The sequence below is a fragment of the Mycobacterium sp. NGS39 genome (assembly GCF_059812765.1).
On record NZ_JCALDH010000004.1, the window covers coordinates 336,195 to 359,179 of the forward strand.

21 protein-coding genes are annotated in these 22,985 nt (G+C 67.6%); 8 read left to right on the forward strand and 13 right to left on the reverse strand.

Annotated features, from left to right (window positions below; translation table 11 throughout):
* The first annotated feature begins 39 nt into the window (after positions 1 to 39).
* From cobG to AC5Y39_RS08340, 4 genes are all read left to right on the forward strand, one after another.
* Positions 40 to 1,149, forward strand: coding sequence for a precorrin-3B synthase (gene cobG, locus AC5Y39_RS08325; protein WP_500016531.1), 1,110 nt, complete (start codon positions 40 to 42; stop codon positions 1,147 to 1,149).
* 10 nt (positions 1,150 to 1,159) lie between these two features.
* Complete coding sequence (locus AC5Y39_RS08330) at positions 1,160 to 1,780, forward strand: precorrin-8X methylmutase (protein ID WP_500016529.1); 621 nt, start codon at positions 1,160 to 1,162, stop codon at positions 1,778 to 1,780.
* Positions 1,777 to 3,246: a precorrin-2 C(20)-methyltransferase gene (locus AC5Y39_RS08335; RefSeq protein WP_500016527.1), complete on the forward strand. Its 1,470-nt coding sequence runs from the start codon at positions 1,777 to 1,779 to the stop codon at positions 3,244 to 3,246. The genes AC5Y39_RS08330 and AC5Y39_RS08335 overlap by 4 nt, the downstream gene beginning before the upstream one ends.
* Positions 3,247 to 3,663: 417 nt before the next feature.
* Positions 3,664 to 4,581: a GGDEF domain-containing protein gene (locus AC5Y39_RS08340; protein ID WP_500016525.1), complete on the forward strand. Its 918-nt coding sequence runs from the start codon at positions 3,664 to 3,666 to the stop codon at positions 4,579 to 4,581.
* 345 nt (positions 4,582 to 4,926) lie between these two features.
* Here the strand turns inward: AC5Y39_RS08340 and AC5Y39_RS08345 are convergent, their stop codons facing one another.
* From AC5Y39_RS08345 to dprE2, 4 genes are read right to left on the reverse strand one after another with little or no spacing between them, the layout of a single operon-like run.
* Positions 4,927 to 5,664 (reverse strand): cobalt-precorrin-6A reductase, encoded by a 738-nt coding sequence (locus AC5Y39_RS08345; RefSeq protein WP_500016523.1) that lies wholly within the window; start codon positions 5,662 to 5,664, stop codon positions 4,927 to 4,929.
* A complete protein-coding gene (gene cobM, locus AC5Y39_RS08350; RefSeq protein WP_500017061.1) occupies positions 5,664 to 6,416 on the reverse strand; it encodes a precorrin-4 C(11)-methyltransferase in 753 nt (250 codons plus the stop codon). Before cobM ends, AC5Y39_RS08345 begins: the two co-directional genes overlap by 1 nt.
* On the reverse strand, positions 6,413 to 7,576 hold the full coding sequence (gene cbiE / locus AC5Y39_RS08355; protein WP_500017059.1) for a precorrin-6y C5,15-methyltransferase (decarboxylating) subunit CbiE: 1,164 nt from the start codon (positions 7,574 to 7,576) through the stop codon (positions 6,413 to 6,415). The genes cobM and cbiE overlap by 4 nt, the downstream gene beginning before the upstream one ends.
* A complete protein-coding gene (gene dprE2, locus AC5Y39_RS08360) occupies positions 7,573 to 8,316 on the reverse strand; it encodes a decaprenylphospho-beta-D-erythro-pentofuranosid-2-ulose 2-reductase (RefSeq protein WP_500016521.1) in 744 nt (247 codons plus the stop codon). The genes cbiE and dprE2 overlap by 4 nt, the downstream gene beginning before the upstream one ends.
* 36 nt (positions 8,317 to 8,352) lie before the next feature.
* On the opposite strand from dprE2, the gene AC5Y39_RS08365 reads away from it, so the two are divergent.
* Positions 8,353 to 8,769, forward strand: coding sequence for a F420-dependent biliverdin reductase (locus tag AC5Y39_RS08365; protein WP_499908138.1), 417 nt, complete (start codon positions 8,353 to 8,355; stop codon positions 8,767 to 8,769).
* Between the two features lie 2 nt (positions 8,770 to 8,771).
* On the opposite strand, the gene AC5Y39_RS08370 is transcribed toward AC5Y39_RS08365, so the two are convergent.
* Positions 8,772 to 9,890: a M24 family metallopeptidase gene (locus AC5Y39_RS08370; RefSeq protein WP_500016519.1), complete on the reverse strand. Its 1,119-nt coding sequence runs from the start codon at positions 9,888 to 9,890 to the stop codon at positions 8,772 to 8,774.
* 71 nt (positions 9,891 to 9,961) lie between these two features.
* Positions 9,962 to 10,870 (reverse strand): short-chain dehydrogenase/reductase, encoded by a 909-nt coding sequence (locus AC5Y39_RS08375; RefSeq protein WP_500016517.1) that lies wholly within the window; start codon positions 10,868 to 10,870, stop codon positions 9,962 to 9,964.
* A 53-nt stretch (positions 10,871 to 10,923) separates the two neighbouring features.
* Between AC5Y39_RS08375 and AC5Y39_RS08380 the strand changes: the two genes are divergently transcribed.
* On the forward strand, positions 10,924 to 11,883 hold the full coding sequence (locus tag AC5Y39_RS08380) for a 5'-3' exonuclease (protein WP_500016515.1): 960 nt from the start codon (positions 10,924 to 10,926) through the stop codon (positions 11,881 to 11,883).
* Here AC5Y39_RS08380 and AC5Y39_RS08385 read toward each other — a convergent pair whose 3' ends face one another.
* From AC5Y39_RS08385 to pafA, 7 genes are read right to left on the reverse strand one after another with little or no spacing between them, the layout of a single operon-like run.
* Entirely contained in the window at positions 11,884 to 12,606 is a 723-nt protein-coding gene (locus AC5Y39_RS08385) for a DUF4333 domain-containing protein (protein ID WP_500016513.1), read from the reverse strand.
* Positions 12,607 to 12,661: 55 nt separating this feature from the next.
* Positions 12,662 to 15,397 (reverse strand): DEAD/DEAH box helicase, encoded by a 2,736-nt coding sequence (locus AC5Y39_RS08390; protein WP_500016511.1) that lies wholly within the window; start codon positions 15,395 to 15,397, stop codon positions 12,662 to 12,664.
* The gene (tatC, locus tag AC5Y39_RS08395; protein WP_500016509.1) at positions 15,387 to 16,301 is read right to left on the reverse strand and encodes a twin-arginine translocase subunit TatC; all 915 of its coding nucleotides are present in this window, start codon (positions 16,299 to 16,301) and stop codon (positions 15,387 to 15,389) included. Before tatC ends, AC5Y39_RS08390 begins: the two co-directional genes overlap by 11 nt.
* Before the next feature lie 34 nt (positions 16,302 to 16,335).
* Positions 16,336 to 16,581 (reverse strand): Sec-independent protein translocase subunit TatA, encoded by a 246-nt coding sequence (gene tatA / locus AC5Y39_RS08400; protein WP_500016507.1) that lies wholly within the window; start codon positions 16,579 to 16,581, stop codon positions 16,336 to 16,338.
* Between the two features lie 27 nt (positions 16,582 to 16,608).
* The gene (locus AC5Y39_RS08405; RefSeq protein ID WP_500016505.1) at positions 16,609 to 17,562 is read right to left on the reverse strand and encodes a helix-turn-helix transcriptional regulator; all 954 of its coding nucleotides are present in this window, start codon (positions 17,560 to 17,562) and stop codon (positions 16,609 to 16,611) included.
* The gene (locus tag AC5Y39_RS08410) at positions 17,559 to 18,548 is read right to left on the reverse strand and encodes a helix-turn-helix transcriptional regulator (RefSeq protein ID WP_500016503.1); all 990 of its coding nucleotides are present in this window, start codon (positions 18,546 to 18,548) and stop codon (positions 17,559 to 17,561) included. Before AC5Y39_RS08410 ends, AC5Y39_RS08405 begins: the two co-directional genes overlap by 4 nt.
* Before the next feature lie 39 nt (positions 18,549 to 18,587).
* A complete protein-coding gene (gene pafA, locus AC5Y39_RS08415) occupies positions 18,588 to 19,946 on the reverse strand; it encodes a Pup--protein ligase (RefSeq protein WP_499908128.1) in 1,359 nt (452 codons plus the stop codon).
* A 292-nt stretch (positions 19,947 to 20,238) separates the two neighbouring features.
* On the opposite strand from pafA, the gene AC5Y39_RS08420 reads away from it, so the two are divergent.
* Both AC5Y39_RS08420 and AC5Y39_RS08425 read left to right on the forward strand, forming a co-directional pair.
* Positions 20,239 to 21,756: a type I restriction-modification system subunit M gene (locus AC5Y39_RS08420; RefSeq protein WP_500016501.1), complete on the forward strand. Its 1,518-nt coding sequence runs from the start codon at positions 20,239 to 20,241 to the stop codon at positions 21,754 to 21,756.
* Positions 21,753 to 22,901 (forward strand): restriction endonuclease subunit S, encoded by a 1,149-nt coding sequence (locus AC5Y39_RS08425; RefSeq protein WP_500016499.1) that lies wholly within the window; start codon positions 21,753 to 21,755, stop codon positions 22,899 to 22,901. Before AC5Y39_RS08420 ends, AC5Y39_RS08425 begins: the two co-directional genes overlap by 4 nt.
* The last annotated feature ends 84 nt before the right edge of the window (positions 22,902 to 22,985 follow it).

Below are 22,985 nucleotides of genomic sequence, written 5' to 3' on the forward strand. Positions count from 1 at the left end.
GACCCATCGTGGCACGTCCGGGTCGCTTACGGTGGACGGATGCGCACCCGTGACGTCGACGCCTGCCCCGGCGCGCTGTCGGTGCACCACGCGGCGGACGGCGCGCTGGCCCGCATCCGGCTGCCGGGCGGAATGATCTCCTCGGCGCAGCTGCAGGCACTTGCACGGGTAGCCGCCGACGTCGCGTCCCCGGCGATGGAGCTGACCTCGCGCGGCAACATCCAGATCCGCGGCATCACCGAGGAAGCGGCCGTCGCGCAGGCGGCGGCCGCGGCCGGCTTGCTGCCGTCGGCCACCCACGAGAAGGTGCGCAACATCGTCGCCTCGCCGCTGTCGGGGCGCGTGGGCGATCACCCCGATGTGCGGAGTTGGGTTGTCGAGCTCGACGCGGCGATCAGGGCCGAGCCTTCGCTGGCTTCGGTGGGCGGCCGGTTCTGGTTCAGCATCGACGACGGCCGCGGCGACGTGTCCGGGCTGGCCGCCGACGTCGGCGCCCATGTGGTCGACGACGACGCGGTGGCACTGCTGCTCGCCGGGCGTGACACCGGGGTGCGGCTCCCGTTCTCCGAGACGGTGACGACGCTCGTGACGGTGGCGACCCGGTTCGCAAGACTGCGTGAGAAAGCCTGGCGCATAGGCGAATTGGATGATGTAGCGCCGCTGATTGACGGATTCCGGAGGTCGGCCCACGCCGCAGTGGCACGGCCGTCCGCCGCCAAGCCCCCGGTCGGCTGGCTGCCGCAGCGCGACGGCCGGGTCGCGTTGGGCGCGGCGGTGCCGTTGGGGGTCCTGCAAGCACGCGTGGCCGAATTCCTCGCCGCGATCGAGGCGCCGATCGTCGTCACCCCGTGGCGGTCGGTGCTGGTGTGCGACCTCTCCGAGCACGTCGCCGACACCGCGCTGCGGGTGCTGGCGCCGATGGGCCTGGTGTTCGACGAGAACTCGCCGTGGCTGTCGGTCAGCGCCTGCACGGGCAGCCCGGGATGCGAGCAATCGCGCGCCGACGTGCGCACCGACGCGGCCCGGCTGGTCGGCGACGGGACCGGCGGCCATCGCCGCTACGTCGGCTGCGAGCGGGCATGCGGCAGCCGCCCTGGCGACGAGGTCTGGGTGGCCACCGGTGACGGATACCGGCGCCTGCCTTCGTAGGGTGAGCGGCGTGCTCGACTACATCCGCGACCCCGCCGAGATCTACCGGCAGTCGTTCGCGACGATCCGTGCCGAAGCGGATTTGTCGCGTTTCCCCGAGGACGTCGCGAACGTCGTTGTCCGGATGATTCACACCTGCGGTCAAGTCGATCTGGCCGAGCACATCGCCTTCACCGACGACGTCGCCACCCGCGCCCGCGCGGCGCTGGCCGCCGGCGCGCCGGTGCTGTGCGACTCGTCGATGGTGGCCGCGGGCGTGACGCGGCTGAAGCGCGGCAACGAGGTGGTGTCGCTGGTGGCCGATCCCCGCGCCGCCCGCTTGGCCGCCCGGCTGCACACCACCCGCTCGGCCGCCGCAGTCGAGCTGTGGGCCGATCGGCTGGCCGGGGCCGTGGTGGCCATCGGCAACGCGCCGACAGCACTGTTCCGGTTGCTGGAACTGGTCGACGACGGCGCGCCGGCACCGGCGGCCGTGCTCGGCGGGCCGGTCGGATTCGTCGGGTCGGCGCAGTGCAAGGACGAACTGATCGCCCGCCCCCGTGGCATCGCCTATCTGGTGGTGACGGGCCGGCGGGGCGGCAGCGCGATGGCCGCCGCCGCAGTCAACGCCTTGGCGGGCGGGCCGGCGTGACCCGCCGCGGCACATTGTTCGGTGTCGGGCTAGGCCCGGGCGACCCGGAGCTCGTCACCGTCAAGGCCGCCCGCGTCATCGGCGCGGCCGACGTGGTGGCGTACCACAGCGCGCGCCACGGGCGAAGCATCGCGCGCGGCATCGCCGAACCGTACCTGCGGGACGGGCAGATCGAAGAGCATCTGGTCTACCCGGTGACCACCGAAACGGTCGACCATCCGCGCGGATACGCCGGCGCGATCGAGGACTTCTACGCCGAATGCGCCGAGAAGATCGCGGCACATCTGGACGCCGGGCGGGATGTGGCGCTGCTGGCCGAGGGTGATCCGCTGTTCTACAGCTCCTACATGCACATGCACACCCGCCTCACCGAGCGCTTCGACGCGGTGATCGTGCCAGGCGTGACGTCGGTGAGCGCGGCGTCCGCTGCGACTGCGACGCCGCTGGTGGCCGGCGACGAGGTGTTGTCCGTGCTTCCCGGGACACTGCCGACCGCGGAGCTGGCCCGGTATCTGGCCGACGCTGACGCGGCCGTGGTGCTGAAGCTAGGGCGCTCGTATCCTGCTGTGCGAGAAGCACTTTCGCTTGCCGGCCGGCTCGACGACGCGTATTACGTCGAGCGGGCCAGCACCGGTGCGGAGCGGGTGCTGCCGGCCGCGGAGGTCGACGGTGCGTCGGTGCCGTACTTCTCGCTGGCGATGGTGCCCGGCGGCGCGCGCCGATCCACGGTGGGTGGAGTCGCCGTGGTGGGCCTCGGACCGGGGGCGCTGGAGTGGATGACGCCGCAAAGCCGGCGCGAACTGGCGGCGGCCACGGACTTGATCGGCTACGGCCCATACCTGGACCGGCTGCCGGAACGCGAGGGGCAGCGCCGCCATCCCAGCGACAACACCGACGAGCCGGCCCGAGCGCGGCTGGCCTGCACGCTGGCCGAGCAGGGCCGCGCGGTTGCGGTGGTGTCGTCCGGCGATCCGGGTGTGTTCGCGATGGCGACCGCGGTGCTCGAGGAGGCCAAGCAGTGGCCGGGTGTGCGAGTTCGGGTGATTCCGGCGATGACCGCCGCGCAGGCCGTCGCCAGCCGTGTCGGCGCGCCACTGGGCCACGACTATGCGGTGCTGTCGCTGTCGGACCGGCTCAAGCCGTGGGAGGTGATCGAAGCCCGGCTGACCGCGGCAGCGCAAGCCGACTTGGTGCTCGCGATCTACAACCCGGCATCGAAGAGCCGCACCTGGCAGGTAGCTGCGATGCGGGACCTGCTGTTGCGCTACCGCGATCCGGGCACACCGGTGGTGATCGGGCGCGACGTGTCGGGACCGCAGGAAGACGTGCGTGTGGTGCAGCTGGCCGACCTCGACCCCGCGTGCGTCGACATGCGCTGCATGCTCATCGTCGGTTCATCCCAAACCCAGTGGTACTCAAGCGATTTCGGGGATCGGGTCTTCACCCCGCGCCGCTACCCAGCCTGACGCGTACGGGCGACATCATTGTGCGGTCCAAGCAGGGGCACTCCTTTGATGTTGTCTTGACCGGCGCAGAAGCCACTGAATATGTTGGCTACCTCGATGGTATGCAGCGGTGTAGCCCTGTCTGAGTGAGGCGCGATGGACCATGACCTACGTGGCCAAGGGGTTCGTCAGCTGCCTGGTGAAGGACCACGCTGGACTGATGGGCCGAAGCCGTCGATCTGATTCGGTTCAGAGCAGGCCATCGATGATGCATCGATGGGCGAGCGCACCGGCGACAGTGGCCTCGGGTCAGGCCACTCAATTCGACTGGGTCACGCAGTTCCTTCGAGACCGGGGATTGCTGCGGGCCGCGCAGAAGGTGATGGCCGTCGTGAATTCGTCGGCGGCGTTGGTGGCGCTCAGCCTCATGGTCGGCTGGTGCACAAGAATCCGACCTTGCTCATCTTCGGGGGTTTGGCGCTCGGCTACATCGCGGTCCGGACGACGTTTTGGCTGACCCGGTGGCCGACGCGCCGACAGTCCGCGACCTTCGTCATCCTCAGCATCTTCTGGATCGCCCTGCTGAGCCTGCTGCAGTGCACACCCGCTATGGGGGCGTTGGCCTGTACGGCCCTGGCCGTCACTGGCAGCTACATCGCGTTTTTCCACGGCACGAAGGTGTTGACGCTCAACTTCGCGGTGGCCATCTGCGTCGGCCTGGTCGCCGCGTGGCGGCTGTCCCGTGACTCCGGCTTCGCGACAGCGGCGTGCGCGCTGTGGGTGATTTGGTTCCTGAATGTTTCGGTGCCCCTGGCCATCCGGGGTGCCATCAATGCGATGGGCCGATTCGCCACGCGCTGCGGAGAAGACCCTCTCACCGGCCTGCTGAACCGCCGTGGATTCATCGGCACGCTCGCTCGTGCGTCCGCTCGCCCGCCGATATCGGACGGCTACCTGACGATGCTGATGGTCGACATCGACAACTTCAAGCGCATCAACGACAGCCACGGCCACGTTGCGGGCGACCGCACTCTGGTGTGTGTCGCCGAAACGCTTCGCCGCCATAGTCCACCCGACGCCACGGTGTGCCGGGCCGGCGGCGAAGAATTCTTGATCGCGATCAGAAGCTCCACCCCGGCGGCGACCGAGGTTGCCGCCGACCTGTGCGCCGGCATTGCGGCGCTTCCGCACCGGATCACCGCAAGCATCGGTGCCGCCTGCGTCGATCTGCGCACCTTGCGATACCCGCTGACCGCTGCATGCGTCGAGCAGCTGATCGCGGCAGCGGACTCGGCGATGTACGCCGCCAAACGCAGCGGCGGCAATCGTGCAATGCACATATCACGCCCTGCCTGAGCCGGTATGTGAGTGCCCGAAACCGGGTACTCGTGTCTTTTGGGCTTTCCCACCAGCAAGACCCACCGGGGGTGGTGACATGTCATCCAGTCGTCTCACAGCACGCCGAGTTGCTTCAACCCTTGCGATCGTGGTCGCTGCGGTCGCGGCGCCCGTCGTCGTTACGGGTACCGGGGGCATCGGCGTCGGGCAAGCAGCTCCGGGCTCCGATTGCACTACCGACACGACCCTGGGCGACAACTCGGTGTCGTGCGCGCCGGAGGCTCCGGCCCCGTCCGGCGCACCAAGCGAACAGGACCTGACCGATTCCTCCGACAACGGCGCCGGGCAAGGGGCGGGCCCGCGCTAGCAGCGTGCCGGTCCGATGTTGCGTAGCCAGGTGAGCGCCTCGTCGACCGTGCCGACGGCAGGCGCTCCCGGGGGAAGCGGTGGCCGCTCGATCATCAGGACCGGAATGTAGAGAGCGGCCGCGGCATCCAGCTTGGCGCGCGTGTGGTCACCGCCGCTGTTCTTGGTGACGAGGGCGTGGATGCGGTGCTCGCGCATCAGCGCGAGTTCGTCGTCGTAGTGGTACGGCCCACGAGACAACAACAGGTGGTGACGCATGGGCAGCGCATCCGGGCGCGGTGCCACGACGACACGGATCAAAAACCACGCGGTCGAACCCGCGAACGCCGCAACGGTGGAGCGGCCACTGGTGAGGAACACACGCGAATACCGTTGTCGCTCAATGACTTCGGCCGCTTCGGCTGCCGACGCCACCGATATCGCACCGCTGCAATCCCACGGCGGCCGGGACAGAATCAGATGCGGCAGGCCCAGACCGGCACACACGTCGGCAGTCCGCGCCGTCATCGTGGCGGCGAACGGGTGAGTGGCGTCGACGACCGCGTCGATCCGGTTCTCCAGCAGCCACTGTCGCATCGCCTCGGCGCCACCGAACCCGCCGATGCGCACTTCGCCGGCAGGCAGCGCCGGGTCGGGCACCCGCCCAGCCAGGGAGCTGATCACGTCGACGTCGGGATGCAGCCGCTGCGCCAGCGCCCGCGCCTCCGCCGTGCCGCCGAGCAACAGCACCCGCATCAGTGCCTCCCGGTGCGCCGCCGCGCCGGCGAGTAGAGGTAGCTGTCGGTGAAACCTTCGGCGGCGAGCACGTCGCCGACGACGATCACCGCCGTGCGGGTGATGCCGGCGGCGTGCATCATGTCGCTGATGCCGCCGAGTGTGCCGTGCAGCGTCTGCTGTTGTGGCCAGCTCGCGAATGCTACGACGGCACAGGGGGTTTCGGGTCGGTAACCACCGGCGATCAGCTGCTGCACCACGGTGTCGATCTGCGCGGCGGCCAGATGCAGCACCAGCGTCCCCCGGCCCGACAGACTTGCCAGGTCCTCCCCGGGCGGCATCGGCGTCGACAGCGTGGCCACGCGGGTCAGCGTGACAGTCTGCGCGACGCCGGGAACCGTCAGCTCTCGGCGCAGTACGGCCGCGGCGGCCGCGAAGGCCGGCACGCCGGGCACGATCTCGTAATCGATGGCGAGCGCGTCGAGCCGGCGACACTGTTCGGCCACCGCACTGTAGAGCGAGGGGTCGCCGGAGTGCAGGCGGGCGACGTCGTGGCCCGCGGCATCGGCCGCTGCGAATTCGTCGACGATCTGGTCCAGGTTCAACGGACCGGTGTCCACCACGCGAGCTCCCGGTGGGCACTGCGCCAGCAGGTCGTCGGGCATGATCGACCCGGCGTACAGGCACACCCGACAGCGCTGAAGCAGCCGCAGGCCCCGCACGGTGATCAGATCCGCCGCCCCCGGACCCGCGCCGATGAAGTAGACGGTCACCTCTTCGTCACCACCCATTGCGTGATCGGCATCGCCGGTCGCCACCCCGTGAATTTCCCCAGCGGCTCGCCCGCGTAGTGCTGAAACCGCCGCAGTTCACCGCCCAGCGTTGAATACCATTGCACGAGAACAGCTTCGGACTCGGCAGTGACTGCGTTGGCAACCAGCCGGCCGCCGCTGGGGAGCCGCTCGACGCAGGCCTGCACCATTCCTGCGCGGGTCAGCCCGCCGCCGATGAAGATCGCTGACGGGTCGGCGGCGCCGTCGAACGCGTCCGGCGCAGCGCCGCGGATCTGGACGTCGACGCCGCTGCCGATCGCGTTGAGCTCGACGAATCTGCGGCGCCGCTCGTCGCGCTCGAAAGCGACCGCGGTGCAGTCAGGCCAGCGCAGCGACCACTCGACCGCGATGCTTCCCGAACCGGCCCCGACGTCCCACAACCGCTCCCCCGGCCGCGGCGCCAGCGCCGCCAGCGTGAGCGCCCGGATGGTCTGTTTGGTGATCTGGCCGTCGTGAGTGAAGACGTCGTCGGGCAAGGGCGAGATCCGCTCATCCGGAAGATATTGCACCGCAACGACATTGAGGTCGTCGACGTCTTGCGGGTGGTCGGCCGCCCAGTCCCGGGCGGTGCTGTCGCGGCGGCGTTCCGCGGGCCCGCCGAGCTGCTCGAGCACCGTGAACATCGAGTTGCCGCGGCCGCAGGCGTCCAGCCGCGCCGCCAGCTCGAACGGTGTGGTCCTGTCGCGCGACAGCACGACCGCGCGACCGCCGCGGCGTACCGCGGTGTGCGGCTCGGCGGTCACCAGGCTGATCACCTCGGTGTCGTGCGCGCTCCAGCCCATTCGGGCACAGGCGAGCGCCGCGCTGGACACGTGCGGCAGCACCTTCACCCGCTCGGGACCGAAGAGCCGCATCAGTGTGGCGCCGACGCCGTGCAACATCGGGTCGCCGCTGGCGAGCACGAGCACGTCGGCGGGCAATGCCCGCAGCGCCGGCAGCATCGGGGACGGCCACTGCCGCCGCTGCGCCGTGACGGACGCGTCGAGCAGGTCGAGTTGACGCCGCGACCCGTAGATCGTCTTGGCACGGCGAAGCTCGCCGCGCGCAGCCTCCGACAGCCCGGCCATGCCGTCCGCACCGATGCCGACGACGACGATCACCTCGGCATTCTCCGCCACACCCGCCGCGGCAGCAGCCGCATCCCGAAGAACACCGGCCGCAGCACCCACGGCACCCAGACCTCGCCGCGACCCTTCGCCAACGCCCGCTCCGTCGCGGCGGCCACCTGCTGCGGGGTACTGGAGAACGGCGCCGGCGTCATCCCCTGCGTCATCCGGCCGATCACGAAGCCCGGCCGCACCACCAGCACGTGCACTCCTGAGCCGAACAGCGCGTCGGCCAGCCCAAGGGCGAACCCGTCGAGTCCCGCCTTGGCCGACCCGTAGACGTAGTTGGCTCGGCGCACCCGCACGCCCGCCACCGAGGAGAACACCACCAGCCGACCTCGACCGGCCGCACGCATCGTGTTGGCAAGATGCGTCAGCAGGCTGACCTGCGCGACGTAATCGGTGTGCACGATCGCCACCGCATGCGAGGCGTCGCGTTCCGCACGCTGCTGGTCGCCGAGAATGCCGAACGCCAGCACCGCGGTGCCGATCGGACCGTGTTCGGCGACAAGGGATTCCACCAGCCGACCGTGGCTGTCGAGGTCGTCGGCGTCGAACGCGACGGTATGCACCGCTTTGGCGCCGGCGGCGGTCAGTGCGTCGCACTGCTCGCGCAGGCGCTGCGGCGCGCGGGCGGCCAGCACCACGGTTGCGCCGGGCGCGAGCCGCACGGCGAGCTCGGCGCCGATCTCGCTGCGGCCACCGAAGGTCACCACCACGTCCGTGTCGCCCACGCGTGGAGACTATCGCCTGCGCTAGCGTGGTCTGCGATGGCAAACTCGTCGACCACTCGATTGAACGCCGACGCGCTGGCCTTTCTCAGCGAGCGCCATCTGGCCATGCTGACCACACTGCGCGCCGACAATTCGCCGCATGTCGTGGCCGTCGGGTTCACCTTCGATCCCAAGACGCACATCGCCCGGGTCATCACGTCGGGTGGATCGCAGAAGGCGGTCAACGCCGAGCGTGGCGGCATCGCGGTGCTGAGTCAGGTCGACGGCGCACGGTGGCTGTCGCTGGAGGGCCGGGCCAAGGTCAATACCGACGCCGACGCAGTCCGTGACGCCGAGCTGCGGTACGCGCAGCGCTACCGCACCCCGCGCGAGAACCCGAAGCGGGTGGTCATCGAGGTACAGGTGGAGCGGGTGCTGGGCTCGTCGAACCTGCTGGACCGCTCCGGCGGGTAGTGCTACACGGGGACCACCGTGAGTTCGTGCGGTCGGTGGTTCACCGGCTCTGCGCCGTAGGACGTCACGATCACGATGTCCTCGATGCGCGCGCCCCACCGCCCCGGGAAGTAGATACCGGGCTCGATCGAAAACGCCATCCCCGCCCGCAGCGGTAAGCGGTTGCCGGCCACGATGTAGGGCTCCTCGTGTACCGACAGCCCGATGCCGTGTCCGGTGCGGTGCACGAACGCCTCCCCCAGCCCGGCCTGCGCCAGCACCCCGCGAGCGACGGCGTCCACTTGTTCGGCGGTGACGCCCGGGCGCACCGCGGCGACAGCCGCCTGCTGAGCGCGTTGCAGTATCGAATATCGTTGCGCCACTTCCGGGTCGGGCTCACCGAGGCTGTAGGTGCGGGTGGAGTCGGAGTGGTAGCCCGGCTCGTAGGCGCCGCCGATGTCGACCACCACGATGTCGCCGGCCTGCAACACCCGGTCCGAGCATTCGTGGTGAGGGTCAGCACCGTGCGGGCCGGAGCCGACAATGACGAATGCTACCTCCGAATGTCCTTCGGCCACAATCGCTTTCGCGATATCGGCAGCAACGTCGGCCTCGGTTCGCCCCGGCGCCAAGAACTCCGGTACCCGCGCGTGCACGCGGTCGATCGCCGCGCCGGCCTTCCGCAGAGCGTCGATCTCGCTCTGGTCCTTGATCATCCGCAGCTGACGCAGCACGTCGGTGGCCAGCACCGGTGTGACCCCGAGCAATCTGGCCAGCGGCAGCAAGTGCAACGCAGGCATCGATTCAGTGACCGCCGTCGCTGTCTTCGCAGCGCCGAGTGCATCGACCACCAGCGAATACGGATCCTCGCCGTCGACCCAATCCCGCACCGGCAGGCCGAGTTCGGCGATCGCGGACTCTTTCAGCGACGCCAGCTCGAGCCGCGGCACCACGACGGTCGGCGCGCCGGTGGCGGGCAGCACCAGCGCGGTGAGCCGCTCGAAGGTCTGCGCCCGCGACCCGACGAGGTAGCGCAGGTCATAACCCGGGGTGACGATCAGCCCCGCCAATCCGGCCGCCGCGGCGGCGTTGGCGGCGCCGTGCAGGCGGCGGGCGTAGACCTCGGAGCTGAATCGGCTCATGGCCAGAGGCTAGCGCCGCGCGTCCTCCAACCCGGTCAGCGACAGCTCGAGTCCGCTCGCCAGCAGATTCATCATCGTCCGTCGACAGCCGCCGCGACGTCGCGATTGTGCAACAGGACATCGTCCATCACCGCGGTCGTGACCGGGCGCATCGCCAGCAGCGGCGCGACCCACGACGGCGCAGCGACCGAGGCTGCGCGCCGTTCGACACCGTCGAGCACCACCTTGGCCGCGCCGCTGACCGGAATCGGGCGCGACAGGAAGCCGGGAAACGCCTGCCGCACCCTTGCGGCCTTGTCGTGGGAGAACACGTCGGCCGCCAGATCGGTGTCGATGAACCCGAGGTAGGCGATGCCCGATGTCACCCCGTATGGCGCGAGCTCGACGCGCAACGCCCTGCTGAGCTGCTCGACGCCGGCCTTGCTCATCGCGTACGGCGCTGCCAGCACGCCGTTGAAGAAGGCGTAGATAGAGCCGACGAACATGATGTGCCCGCGCCGCTGCATCAGCGCATCGACGGTGGCCCGCGCGGTTCGCCACTGGCCCAGCAGGTCGACCTCGACGGTGCGCTCGAATGCCGCCGGGTCGATGGTCGCCACCGGTTCTGAGGGCGGCGCGATGCCGGCGTTGGCCACCACCACGTCGATGCCGCCGAACTCTGCGACCGCGCCGTCGGCCGCCGCGCGCAACGCCTCCACGTCGGTCACGTCGGCCTCGAACGCAGCGGCACGCGGGCCGAGTTCGTCGGCCAGCTCCTGCAGCGGCGAGAGGCGGCGGCCCACCAGCGCCACATGCGCACCGCGGGCATGCGCTTGGCGCGTGATCTCAGCACCCAACCCGCGAGCGGCACCCGTGATGAACACCACCCGCCCGTCGAGGCTGAATTCCGTTGCGACCCCGAATAATCCGCCGACCAAAGGCAATGACCGCCCCAGCCTCGTCGCGGTACGCACCAACAGCCCGGCGGCGTCGTCGATCATGCCCACCTGAGTTGCCGCCTGATGCCATTTCTAACCGCTGGCATGATGACCGCATGCCAGCTCCCCTGCTTCTGCTCGACGGTGCGAGCATGTGGTTCCGCTCGTACTACGGGGTGCCGTCGTCGATCACGTCACCCGACGGCAGACCCGTCAACGCGGTGCGCGGCTTCCTCGACGCGGTGGCGGCAGTGATCACCCGCGAACGCCCGGGCCGGCTGGTGGTGTGCGACGACTGGGACTGGCGTCCGCAGTGGCGCGTCGACCGCATCCCCTCCTACAAGGCACATCGGGTCGCCGAGCCCATGCTGGACGGCGAACCGGACATCGAGGAAGTGCCCGACGACCTGACGCCCCAGGTTGAGTGGATCCTCGAGGTTCTCGACGCGTTCGGAATTCCCACCGCAGGCGCGCCCGGCTACGAAGCCGACGACGTGCTGGGCACGCTCGCGGCCCGCGAGCGGCGCGACCCGGTGATTGTGGTGAGCGGTGACCGTGACCTGCTGCAGGTGGTTACCGACGAACCGGTACCCGTGAAGGTGCTGTACCTGGGCCGCGGACTGGCCAACGCGACGATGTTCGGGCCGGCCCAGGTCGCCGAACGGTATGGTGTGCCTGCCCATCGCGCCGGGCCTGCGTACGCGGAGCTGGCGCTGCTGCGCGGCGACCCGTCCGACGGCCTACCCGGTGTGGCCGGCATCGGCGAGAAAAGCGCGGCGACGCTGCTGTCCCAGTACGGTTCACTGGAGGCGATTCTGGATGCAGCGGAGGACCCAAAGTCCAAGCTGTCCAAGGCATTTCGGAAGAAGATCCTGGCGGCTCGCGACTACTTGGACGCGGCGGGACCTGTGGTCAGGGTGGCCACGGACGCGCCTGTGCAGTTGTCGACGGACACCGACGAGCTTCCCCTGGCGCCCGCTCACCCGAGGAAGGTGGCCAAGCTCGCCGAGAAGTACGGCATCGGTTCGCCAGTCAGCCGCCTGCAGAACGCCCTCGACGCGCTGCCGGCCAGGTAACTATTTCGGTCGGCCGACCTCGTACGTGCCGCTGTCGTCCTGGAAGGTCACGGTCACCTGCTTGTGCTGACCGTCGACGCTCGCGTCGCAGGTGAAGGTGTCGCCCTTCTTGACGGTGGGGTTCTGGCCGTTGTTGCACTTGACGTCAGTGACGTTCTTGACGCCGTAGCCGTTGGTCTGGTCGGTCAGCACCGACTTCACGCCGTCCTGGGCCTTGTTCACGTCGAGTTTGGTGGTGACGAAGAAGCCCGGCTTCCAGAAACCCAGGACCAGCACGATGGCCACGACGATCACGGCAAGTACACCGACGACGGCGCCGAGGACAGCCAGCGAACGCTTGGAACTCTTTTGCGCCGGGCCCTCGCCAAAGGCCGCCGGGGCTTCGCCGTACTGCGGAGCTCCCGGCCGTGGCGCGTACTGCGGCGCCTGGCCGTAGCCCTGCCCGTACGGCGGCACCTGGTACTGGCCCGGCTGTGCGTATTGCGTCGGCTGCTGTGCCGCCTGCTCGGCGGGCGAGTACGGCTGCTGGCCATATTCCTGCCCCGGCTGCGGATACTGTTGCGGCGCAGCGGGATACGGCTGGGCTTGGGGGTACTGCTGCGGCGAGTACGCGGGCTGCTGCCAGCCCTGTTGAGCGGTCGGCTCCTCAGCGCCCGACGGCTGCTGCTGCTCCGGCCGGCCCGACCATGGCTGATTGGGATCGTATCCCTGAGGTCCGCTCATCGCGCTTCCGTTCTCCTACCTCTCGCAGTAGTAGCCACCGTAGCGGTCACCCACCCTACCCGCCATCAACTGCGACGACGCCGCGCCGAATGTCGTCGATCGCGCGTTTCGCCGAGGTTCGCAGGCCCTTGTCGGGGGCGGCGACGCGGATTTGGTCGAGCAGGTCGAGCACCTGACGGCACCACCGCACGAAGTCGCCCGCGGGCAGCGGCGTTCCGGCGCCCGCCGCGTCAGAGGCCTCCAGCGCCGCGGTCAGATCGCCGGTGGTGGCCCAGCGGTACACCGCGGTGACGAACCCTTCGTCGGGCTCGCGGCTCAGCTCGAGTCGGTGCCGCTGCTCGTCGTCGCGCAGCGCCCCCGCCAGTCGCCGCGTTTCGGCCAGCGCTCGCCGCAACGGCGCGGTGGGTATCTCGGCGGCCCGCGGCGACGGTCCGTCGGCACCGCGGGTTTCGTAGACCACGGCCGACACCACGCCCGCGAGTTCAGCGGCATTCAGCCCGTGCCATGCGCCGCTGCGCAGGCACTCCGCGACCAGGAGGTCGCTTTCCGAATAGATCCGGGCAAGCAGCCGCCCGTCGTCGGTGACGCGCAGCTTGTCCTGTGTGTCGTTCTCGATGAAGCGCCGCTCGGTGAGCAATCCGACGATTCGGTCGAAGGTGCGCGCCAGCGAATGCGTCGCCGTCGCGACCTTGCGGCGCAGCTGCTCGTTGTCCCGCTCGATCCGCAGATACCGTTCGGCGATGCGCATTTTGGCTTCCCGCTCGGGGATCCGATGCGCCGGGTGGTGACGGATTTCGTCGCGAAGCGCACGCATCGGCGGATCGTCGCGGGGTTCGGTCCGGCGGCGGGCGTTTGCACCGGGCATCTTGAGGCCCGCGGCCGCCGAGCGCAACGCCGACGCCACGTCGCGACGGACCCGCGGCTGACGGTGCTCGACGCGCTTGGGCAGCGTCATCGAACCCAGCGGCGCCGCGGCATCACCGTAGTCCGCCGCGGATATTCTTCCTGCCCAACGGTTTTCGGTGAGAACAAGCGGCCGCGGATCCGTCGCGTCGCGGTCGGCCTCCAGCACCACCGCCAGTCCGCCGCGACGGCCCCGGCTTATCGAGATGATGTCTCCGCGGCGCAACGACGACAGCGCATCGCTGGCCGCCTGCCGGCGCTGCAGCCGAGACGACCGTGCCTGGGCGCGTTCGCGTTCACCCAGCTTGGCCCGCAGCCGCGCATACTCGAGCACCGCCGCGCTGTCTTCGCCGAGTTCCTTCGAAAGCTGGGCCATGGTCTTGGTGTTGCGGTTGATCGCATTGACCAGTCCCACCACCGAGCGGTCGGCTTGGTATTGCGCGAACGACCGCTCGAGCAGCGCGTGCGCCTGCTCGGGTCCCATTTGGTGCACGAGATTGATGGTCATGTTGTAAGACGGCGCGAACGAACTGCGCAGCGGGAAGGTTCGGGTGCTCGCCAGCCCGGCCACTTCGGCGGGGTCGACGCCGGGTTGCCAAAGCACCACCGCGTGGCCCTCGATGTCGATGCCGCGACGGCCGGCCCGTCCCGTCAGCTGCGTGTACTCGCCCGGGGTCAGCGGGAGGTGCTGCTCGCCGTTGAACTTCACCAGCCGCTCCAGCAGCACCGTGCGCGCGGGCATGTTGATGCCCAGCGCCAGCGTCTCGGTCGCGAACACCACCTTGACCAGCCCGGCGGTGAACAGCTCTTCGACGGTGTGCCGGAAGATCGGCAGCATGCCGGCGTGATGGGCGGCGATGCCGCGCATCAGCGCGTCGCGCCACTCGTGGAAACCCAGCACCAGCAGGTCCGCGTCGGACAGCTCGGCGGTGCGCCGGTCGATCACCTCGGCGATGCGGGGTCGCTCGTCGTCGTCGGTCAGCCGAAGCGACGACCGCAGGCATTGACCCACCGCCGCGTCGCACCCGGCGCGGGAGAACACGAACACGATCGCGGGCAGCAGCGCGTCGTGGTCGAGCACCGAGATCACGTCGGGCCGCGACGGCGTCCGGTACAGCCGCGGCCGCGGATTGCGCCCGCGCCCACGCGGCTGGAACTCGAGCAGCCGGTCGGCCTCGCGACGATTCGCGATGTGCTGCAACAACTCCCGGTTCACCAAGGGCGCGCGGCCGGCGTCGTCGGGGCCGCCGCCGCTGGAGTAGTCGAACAGGTCGAACAGTCGTCTGCCCACCATCATGTGCTGCCACAGCGGCACGGGGCGGTGTTCGTCGACGACCACGGTGGTGTCGCCGCGCACCGTCTTGATCCAGCCGCCGAACTCCTCGGCGTTGGAGACGGTGGCCGACAGGCTCACCACCCGAACCTCTTCGGGCAGGTGCAAGATGACTTCCTCCCAGACCGCGCCGCGCATCCGGTCGGCAAGAAAGTGCACCTCGTCCATGACTACATACGAAAGACCATGCAGCGCAGACGAATCCGCGTACAGCATGTTGCGCAGCACCTCGGTGGTCATCACCACCACCGGCGCGGTGGCGTTGATCGACTGGTCGCCGGTGAGCAACCCGATCTTCTCGGGACCGTAGCGGGATACCAGATCGGTGTGCTTCTGATTAGACAACGCCTTTATCGGGGTGGTGTAGAAGCACTTTCGTCCGGCCTGCAAAGCCAGGTGCACCGCGAACTCCCCCACCACGGTCTTGCCCGCGCCGGTGGGTGCGCACACCAGCACACCGTGGCCTGCTTCCAGCGCCGAGCACGCCTTCAGCTGGAACGGGTCCAGCGTGAACGGCAACAGCGCGGAGAACTTCGCCAGCTCACTAACGGTCATGCGACGGCAGCGCTTCCGGCGCCTCGATCGGCGCGGCTTCGTCGTCGGCGACCGCCCAGCCCTCAGCTGCCTCACGCTTGGCCTTGCGTTTGTCGTGCACGCGAGCGATCTGGATCGCCACCTCGAGCAGCACGGTCAGCGCCAGACCCAGCGCGAGCATGGAGAACGGGTCGGACCCCGGCGTCGCGAATGCCGCGAACACGAAGACGCCGAAGATCAGGCCGCGCCGCCACGACTTCAGCCGGGCGTAGGTGAGCACGCCGATCAAGTTGAGCATGATGATCAGCAGCGGAAACTCGAACCCGACCCCGAACACCAGCAGCAGGTTGATCAGAAAGCCGAAGTAGCGGTCGCCCGACAGTGCGGTCACCTGCACGTCTCCGCCGACGGTGAGCAGAAAGTGCAGCGCCTTGGACAGCACGACGTAGGCGAGCACCGCGCCGCTGACGAAGAGCAGGGCCGCGAAGCACACGAACGCGACCGCGAACCGGCGCTCGTTGCGGTACAGCCCCGGGGTGATGAACGCCCACAGCTCGTACAGCCACACCGGACAGGCCAGCACCACCCCCGCGGTCAGGCCGACCTTCAGCCGGAGCATGAACTGGTCGAATGGGGCGGTGGCGAGCAGCCGGCAACCGCCGTCGGCGCTGATATCGGCACGCGCGGACGGCGGCAGGGAACAGTAAGGCTGGCGCAGGAATTCGCCGAGGCTCTCCAGGCCGAAGACTCCGTGGCCGTACCAGACGAACCCGAAGATCGTGGTGAGCGCGACCGCCGCGACCGAGATCAACAGGCGGGTGCGCAGTTCGCGGATGTGGTCGACCAACGACATCGTGCCGTCGGGGTTGACCCGACTACGGCGACGGCGAGGGTCCAGCCGCTTAAGAACGCCGGGAATCTTCACAAGCGGTGATCACGTGCGCCGGGCGGCGCGTCGCTCAAGCTGGTCGGCTGTGGTTCTGTTCCGGGGCCGGCGCGTCGACCCGCTCGGACTGCACAGGATTGGGCTGTGGCGGGTTCTCCGACTTTCCCTCGTGCTGCAACTCGCGGATCTCCGACTTGAAGATCCGCATCGATTTGCCGAGCGAGCGGGCGGCGTCGGGCAGCTTCTTGGCACCGAACAGCAGGACGATCACCGCGACGAGGATGATCAGGTGCCAACCTGTTATGCCGTTTGTCCACATGGGTTGCCTCCAGACGTTGCTTCGATGCTACCGCAGCGACTCGGCCTCATATGCCTGCAGCGCCGCCGCCGCGGCGCTGCGGACCCGCTCGGCCAGAGACGACGGCGCCAGCACTTTCACCGCCGACCCGAAGCCGAGCACCAGCCGGGCCATCCATTCCTCTGACGCGTAGGTCATCTCCGCCTCACAGGAGCCGTCCGGCAGTTCGCGCACCATCCGCATCGGGAAATAGTCGAACATCCAGGTGGCCGTCGGCGCGACGTGCAGGGTGGCCGACGGCAGGGACGGGTCGGCGTCGAACAACGACGTGTCCGGGCCGGCCTGCACGGCGGGCGGCGGTGGCGTCGACGGTTCGTCGAGCACCTGGGCCGAGTCGATGCGGTCGAACCGAAACAACCGCACCCCTTCGGCGCTGCGGCACCACGCCTCCAGGTAGCTCTGGTCGCCGACGAACACGATGCGGATCGGGTCGACGACGCGATGCGACGACGTGTCGTGCGAGGCGGAGTAGTAGTCGAGGGCCACGGCGCGGCGCCTGCGCACGGCCTCGCGAACGGCCGCCACGGCCGGGGTGTCGGCGGTGGCGGCCGCAGTCGGCATCGCCCGGTGGCCGCCGGCCGCCGATTCGATCTTTGCGATCGCACTGCGCGCGGCTTCGGGATCGACCATGCCGGGGATGTCGAGGAGTGCCCGCAACGCGACCAGCACGGCTGTTGCCTCGGAGGATGTCAGGCGCAGCGGACGGTCCATGCCCGCCGAGAAGGTCACCTCGATGCTCTCTTCGGAGAACGACAGGTCGATCAGGTCGCCGGGGCCGTACCCGGGGAGCCCACACATCCACAGCTGGTTGAGGTCGGCCATCAGCTGTTTGGTGCTCACGCCGAGGTCGGCGGCCGCCTCTTCGGCGCTGATTCCGGGGTTGGCCTGGAAGTACGGGACCATGTTCAGCAGCCGAACCAGCCGCGTGGAGAGCTGGCTCATACGCTGACCTGCGCTTGCGCTCGCAGTCGCGTGAGTACCTCGTCGCGCAGCGATTCTGGCTCCAGCACCACCGCGTCGGCACCGTAGCCGGCGACCTCGCGAGCCAGCCGATCCATCGAGCCGATGTCGATGGCCAGCACGTCGCCCGGGCGGCCGCGCAGTGTCATCGACTCGACCACAGTGCCTGCCCGGCGCAGCGCGGTGGCGCGCTCGGCGGCCACCCACACCCGCGCCGCCACGCCGGTGGGCGCCTCGCCGACTGCTTTGGCGACGATCTCGCGCAGATCGACGTCGTCGGGTTTGCGCACCGCGTTCGGCGGCCCGATCGGTGTGACTTCGGCGCCGATCCGCGACAGCCGGAAGGTGCGCACTGCGTCGCGGTCGCGGTCTTTGCCGACCAGATACCAGCGCCCCCGGTCGGTGACCACCCCCCACGGCTCGACCGTGCGCGTGGTGTACGGCTCGACGCGTGACGATCGGTGCTGAAACTGCACCGCCTGTCCGGAGTCGATGGCGCTCAACAGAATCGGCAATACCGACTCGGAACCGCGGATGCCGGGCAGCGCGGCCGCCGAGGTGATCGAAACGGCGTCGCCGGCGTCGATATCGACGCCAGCGGCGCGCAGTTTGAGCAGCGCACCCTGGGTCGCCGTGATGAGCTCCGGCGACTGCCACAGCTGGACCGCAACGGCGACGGCCGCGGCTTCGTCGGCGGTCAGTTCGATGTCGGGCAGCGCGTAGTCGTCGCGTCTGATGCGGTAGCCCTCAGTGGAGTCGAGATTGGACACGCGGCCGGTTTCCAGCGGGATGCCGAGGTCGCGCAGCTCGTTCTTGTCGCGCTCGAACATCCGCGAGAACGCCTCGTCCGTCGGGCAGTCGGCATAACCGAGCACGGTGGCGCGGATCCGCTCGGCGGTGAGGTAGTTGCGGGTGGAAAGCAGCGCGATGACGAGGTTCATCAACCGCTCGACTTTGGAGATCCCCACCTTGTCAGCCTAATTGCGCGAGCCGCAATCGCGGCGCAGCTACATGCTGGCGATCAGCCGCTTGACCCGCTCGTCGACCGACCGGAACGGATCCTTGCAAAGCACGGTGCGCTGCGCTTGGTCGTTGAGTTTGAGATGAACCCAGTCGACGGTGAAGTCGCGGCCGGCTTCCTGGGCGGCGCTGATGAACTCGCCACGCAGCTTGGCCCGGGTGGTCTGCGGCGGGGTGTCGACGGCCTCGTCGATCTCCTCGTCGGTGGTGACCCGGGCGGCGAGGCCCTTGCGCTGCAGGAGGTCGAAGACACCGCGGCCGCGCTTGATGTCGTGGTAGGCGAGGTCCAGCTGGGCGATCTTGGGATCAGACAGCTCGAGGTTGTAGCGGTCCTGGTAGCGCTGGAACAGCTTGCGCTTGATCACCCAGTCGATTTCGGTGTCGACCTTGGCGAAGTCCTGGCTTTCCACCGCGTCGAGCTGGCGGCCCCACAGGTCGACCACCTGCTCGATCTGTGCGTTGGGCTCCCGGGTCTGCAAGTGTTCGACGGCACGGGCGTGATATTCGCGCTGGATGTCCAGCGCGCTGGCCTGCCTGCCGCCGGCGAGCCGGACCGGCCGCCGACCGGTGAGGTCGTGGCTGACCTCGCGGATCGCGCGGATGGGGTTGTCCAGGGAGAAGTCGCGGAACGCGACACCGGACTCGATCATCTCCAGCACCAACGCGGCGGTGCCGACCTTGAGCATGGTCGTGGTCTCGCACATGTTGGAGTCGCCGACGATCACGTGCAGGCGGCGGTATTTCTCGGCGTCGGCGTGCGGCTCGTCGCGGGTGTTGATGATCGGTCTTGACCGCGTCGTCGCGCTGGACACTCCTTCCCAGATGTGCTCGGCCCGTTGCGACAAGCAGAACGTCGCGGCCTTCGGCGTCTGCAGCACCTTGCCGGCGCCGCAGATCAGCTGCCGGGTGACCAGGAACGGCAGCAACACGTCGGAAATCCGGGAGAACTCGCCGGCGCGCACGATCAGATAGTTCTCGTGACAGCCATAGGAGTTGCCGGCCGAGTCGGTGTTGTTCTTGAAGAGGTAGATGTCGCCGCCGATGCCCTCGTCGGCGAGCCGCTGCTCGGCGTCGATCAACAGATCCTCGAGCACCCGCTCCCCGGCGCGGTCGTGGGTGACCAGCTGCACCAGGTTGTCGCATTCGGCGGTCGCATATTCCGGATGGCTGCCGACGTCGAGGTACAACCGAGCGCCGTTGCGCAGGAAGACGTTGCTGCTGCGACCCCACGAGACGACGCGGCGGAACAGGTAGCGGGCCACTTCGTCAGGGCTGAGCCGACGGTGCCCGTGAAACGTGCAGGTGACACCGAATTCGGTCTCGATACCCATGATTCGACGCTGCACGTAATCGAGCGTACTTGTTACAGCGACAAGCTGACGTGTAACCCGCCGCCGGTTCGGCCTGCACGCTGAACGGTTAACGCCGAAAGCGACGTTTCGCAGAGAAACTTCGAGTAGACCTCTGCAAAACGTCACTCTCGAGGACGGACCGCTCACTGTCGTACATCCGGCTGATCGCTTCCCGCTCTCTTCGAGATCGCCGCGGAGCACCTGCGCGTGTGGCGCGTTTGTCGGTCCTGTCGCTTATACAGTCCTGTTGGACTCGACCACGGCTGACGGGGACAGGTAAACGGCGATGCTCACAGGGGAAGTTCGCAATCAGATCGACCGCATATGGGATGCGGTGTGGTCCGGCGGGATGTCCAACCCGCTGGAGGTAGTCGAGCAGATCACCTATCTGCTGTTCATCAAGCGGCTCGACGACCAGCAGTCGAGGGCGCTGGAACGTGCTCAACTGCTGGGCAAGCCGGTCGAGGGCAATCCGTTTCCGGTCGGCCGAGACGAGCTTCGGTGGTCGTTCATCAAGAACATGCATCCCGACGAGGCCTACGAGGCCGTCGCCAACAAGGTGTTCCCGTACATCCGCGAGATGGGCGGCGACGATTCGACGTTTGCCGAGCACATGAAAGATGCCCGGCTGACGATCCCGAGCCCAGGGCTACTGGCCAAGGTGATCGACATGCTCGACGAGGTCCCGATGGACGACCTCGACACCAAGGGTGATGTCTACGAATACCTGCTGTCGGAGATCTCCACGTCGGGCAAGAACGGGCAGTTCCGTACGCCGCGGCACATCATCAAGCTGATCGTGGAAATGATGGCGCCCAAGCCCGGCGACACCATCGTTGACCCGGCGGCGGGAACCTGCGGCTTCTTGGTGGCGGCGATCGAGTACATGAGGGCCCATCACGCCGACGAGATAGCCGGTAAGTGGCGCAAGCACTTTCACAACGAGATGTTCACCGGTTTCGACTTCGACCGGACGATGCTGCGCATCGGATCAATGAACATGATGCTGCACGGGGTCGAACATCCCGACGTGCGTTATCGCGACTCGCTTGCCGAGGCGAACACTCACGATGCCGAGAACTACTCGATGGTGCTGGCCAATCCGCCATTCGCCGGCTCGCTGGATTACGAGAATGTGGCAAAGGACTTGCAGCGAATCGTCAAAACCAAAAAGACGGAGCTGCTGTTCGTCGCGTTGTTCCTGCGGCTGCTGAAGATGGGCGGTCGCGCAGCGGTGATCGTCCCGGACGGCGTGTTGTTTGGTTCGACGAAGGCGCACAAGGAGCTTCGCCGCATGCTAGTCGAGGACCACAAGCTGGACGCGGTGGTCAAGCTACCGTCCGGTGTGTTCAAGCCGTATGCAGGTGTTTCCACCGCAGTGCTGTTCTTCACCAAGACCGGTTCTGGCGGAACGGATTTCGTGTGGTTCTACGACGTCCGCGCCGACGGGTATTCACTGGACGATAAGCGCACGCCACTGCTGGACCTGTCGAAGCTCGGTCCCCTAGCCGAGTTGTCAGACGAGGAGCATGAGAAGAACAACTTGCCAGATGTGCTGAAGCGATGGGCACTTCGCGAGACAGCGGAGCGGGACCGAGCGCCAACCGAGCAGTCGTTTTGCGTGCCGAAGGACCAAATCGCTGCCCAAGGCTACGACCTGTCGATCAACAGGTATAAGGAGATCGTCCACGAAGAGGTCGAGCACCGCTCACCCATCGAGATTCTCGATGAACTCGACAAGATTGAGGATGACATTCGTGCTGGAATGGCGGAGTTGCGCCGGATGCTTGCGGAGTCAAAATGACGAAGTGGCCAACGGTGCCGCTTGGCGAGGTAGCCCAGTTCGCGCGAACAACGATGGACGCAAATCAGGTGGCTCCCGACACGATGTACGTAGGACTGGAACACATTGCATCCGGCGGAAGGCATGTTCGGCCTATCCAAGCCTCAGAGGCTGGTATCGCTAGCACCAAGTTCAAGTTTGAGCCAGGCGATGTACTGTTCGGGAAATTGCGGCCATACCTCCAGAAAGTTGCGATTCCCGACTTCTCCGGTATATGCAGTACAGACATCATTCCGATTCGTCCAAGTGATGCCCTTGATAGGCGGTTTTTGATGCGGCATCTGCTACGGCCAGAGACCACTGCTCGGGCCGTCAATCGCAGCTATGGCGCCAATTTGCCGCGGCTATCTCCAGCTGAACTCGCCAAATTCCCAATACCGTTGCCACCCCTTTCAGAACAACGGCGCATCGCGGCCGTCCTCGACCAAGCTGACATGCTTCGGGCGAAACGCCACGACACTATGACTTATCGCAGCTCACTTCCCCACGCGATCTTCATCGATATGTTCGGTCACCCCTCTGACAACCCACGGAAATTACCTCTCGTCAAACTCAGTGACCTTGGCTCGCTGGAACGTGGCATCTCCAAGCATCGGCCGCGCAATGCTCCAGAGTTACTTGGTGGACCGTACCCGCTAGTTCAAACAGGTGAAGTGTCCAACAGCGGTGGCTACATATATTCGACAAAACAATCGTACTCTGAAGTCGGGCTTAGGCAATCGAAGATGTGGCCCGCTGGTACGCTCTGCATTACAATCGCCGCAAATATCGCCAAGACCGCGATACTCAAGATCGACGCCTGTTTTCCCGACAGCGTCGTCGGCTTCTCCGCAAGTGAGTTCAGCACCAGCGAGTACGTCCGCGTTTGGATGATGTTCCTACAGAAGTCGCTTGAGACACTGGCGCCAGAGTCCGCTCAAAAGAACATCAACTTAGCAACTCTTCGGAGCTTGCCTATACCATGCCCGCCGATGCCCGAACGTCGCCATTTCGCGGAATTGATGGCCACCGTAGAGGCCATGCGGCTTTCTCATCTGGCTTCTGTTCAGCAGATGGATGGGTTGTCCGCGTCCCTCGAAGCCAGAGCCTTCGCCGGCGATTTATAGGGATGCCATTCATGCCGCGCTACTAGGAATCGGCGCCACCGCAAGCAAGCCACGCAAAATTGAGCGCACCTGATCAGCGCAATG

Coding starts and splice junctions, on each gene's coding strand:
- cobG (WP_500016531.1), top strand. CDS start 40: ATGCGCACCCGTGACGTCGACGCCTGCCCCGGCGCGCTGTCGGTGCAC.
- AC5Y39_RS08345 (WP_500016523.1), bottom strand. CDS start 5,664: ATGCGGGTGCTGTTGCTCGGCGGCACGGCGGAGGCGCGGGCGCTGGCG.
- AC5Y39_RS08365 (WP_499908138.1), top strand. CDS start 8,353: ATGGCAAACTCGTCGACCACTCGATTGAACGCCGACGCGCTGGCCTTT.
- AC5Y39_RS08370 (WP_500016519.1), bottom strand. CDS start 9,890: ATGAGCCGATTCAGCTCCGAGGTCTACGCCCGCCGCCTGCACGGCGCC.
- AC5Y39_RS08375 (WP_500016517.1), bottom strand. CDS start 10,870: ATGATCGACGACGCCGCCGGGCTGTTGGTGCGTACCGCGACGAGGCTG.
- AC5Y39_RS08380 (WP_500016515.1), top strand. CDS start 10,924: ATGCCAGCTCCCCTGCTTCTGCTCGACGGTGCGAGCATGTGGTTCCGC.
- AC5Y39_RS08385 (WP_500016513.1), bottom strand. CDS start 12,606: ATGAGCGGACCTCAGGGATACGATCCCAATCAGCCATGGTCGGGCCGG.
- AC5Y39_RS08390 (WP_500016511.1), bottom strand. CDS start 15,397: ATGACCGTTAGTGAGCTGGCGAAGTTCTCCGCGCTGTTGCCGTTCACG.
- tatA (WP_500016507.1), bottom strand. CDS start 16,581: ATGTGGACAAACGGCATAACAGGTTGGCACCTGATCATCCTCGTCGCG.
- AC5Y39_RS08405 (WP_500016505.1), bottom strand. CDS start 17,562: ATGAGCCAGCTCTCCACGCGGCTGGTTCGGCTGCTGAACATGGTCCCG.
- AC5Y39_RS08420 (WP_500016501.1), top strand. CDS start 20,239: ATGCTCACAGGGGAAGTTCGCAATCAGATCGACCGCATATGGGATGCG.
- AC5Y39_RS08425 (WP_500016499.1), top strand. CDS start 21,753: ATGACGAAGTGGCCAACGGTGCCGCTTGGCGAGGTAGCCCAGTTCGCG.